The following is a 1,538-nucleotide window of genomic DNA, read 5'->3' on the forward strand; positions in this document are numbered from 1 at the left end:
ACACGCTGGATGTGCCGCATGAGCTCGCTCTTCTCGCGTTCGATGACCCGCAAGCGCAGCCGACGCGCGAGGTCGGCGGTCGAGGCCAGGGCGCCGGCTTCGGTGCGCGCCGGGAAGTCGGCCGTGAGCAGTTCGGCGGCCAGGGTGCGGTAGGGCTCGCGCACCGCTTCGACGGCGGCCGCCGCCCAGCCGATCCGGGTACGGTCGGGCTGTTCGACGACGGCGCGACGTACGGCTTCGAGCGCAGGATGGTGGAACGGCAGCGCCAGCGCGGGGTCGAGGATGGCGGCATCCACCGCGTGACCGTACTGCAGCACGCCCATGATCGCGTCGCGCTCGAGCGCCACGTCGGCGGTGCGCGGAAGCGATGCCAGCGTCACCCGCGGCGTCGGCGCCTCGCCGCCGTCCGCGACCGGCGTCGTGGACGAGGTGGGCGCTGCGTTCTTGGGCGGATGCCGGTCGCCACCGCTGCGGGCGGCGCGTTCGACCGCCTGGCTCACCTCGCCGAGGTCGAGCCCGAGCTTGCGCGCGAGCACGCGGGTGTAGCCCGGACGCAGCGAAGGATCGCGGATGTCGGCGACGATCGGCGCGGCGGCGCGGAGCGCCCCGACCTGACCCTCGACCGTGGCAAGGTCGAACCCGGCGAGGCGCTGCTCGATGACGAACTCGAACATCGGCGACTTCGACTCGAGCAGGGCGCGCACGGCGCCGTCGCCGCGCTGCACACGCAAATCGCACGGGTCCAGTCCCCCGGGGGCGACGGCGACGTAGGTCTGCGCGGCGAAGCGCTTCTCCTCGGAGAATGCGCGCAGAGCGGCCTTCTGCCCGGCAGCGTCGGGATCGAAGGTGAAGACGACCTCGCCTGAAACGTCGCTGTCGCCCATGACCCGGCGCAGCACCGTGATGTGCTCGGACCCGAAGGCGGTGCCGCACGTGGCGATGGCGGTCGTGACCCCCGCGAGGTGGCATGCCATGACGTCGGTGTACCCCTCGACGACCACGACGCGGTGCTGGCGGGAGATGTCCCGCTTGGCGAGATCGAGGCCGTAGAGCACCTGCGACTTCTTGTAGATCGTCGTCTCGGGGGTGTTGAGGTACTTCGGGCCTTGGTCGTCGTCGAAGAGCTTGCGCGCGCCGAAGCCGATGACCTGCCCGGTGACGTCGCGGATGGGCCAGACCAGCCTGCCCCGGAACCGGTCGTACACACCGCGCTGGCCCTGCGAGAGCAGTCCCGCCGCGACCTGCTCGTCGTCGCTGAAGCCTTTCGACTTCAGCGCGTCCCGCAGGTGCGACCAGCCCTTGGGGGCATAACCGACCCCGAAGTGCGCGGCCGCGTTGGCGTCGAACCCGCGCCCGCCCAGAAAGCTGCGCGCGGCCTCGGCCTCGGGGATCGACAGCTGCGAGCGGAACCACTCCGCTGCTGCCGCATTGGCGGCGTAGAGCCGTGACCTGCCCGAGGTCTCGGGTGCGGCCGCGCCGTCCTCGTAGTGCAGCGTGTAACCCAGGCGGCCGGCCAGCCGCTCCACCGCCTCGGTGAA

1 protein-coding gene is annotated in these 1,538 nt (G+C 71.7%); it reads right to left on the bottom strand.

Translation table 11 applies throughout. From position 1 onward, the window contains the following. Positions 1 to 1,538, bottom strand: a 1,538-nt coding sequence (locus NQ160_RS23610) for a DNA primase (protein WP_257517428.1), incomplete at both ends; no start/stop codon positions are given.

The organism is Microbacterium sp. zg.Y909 (genome assembly GCF_024626565.1).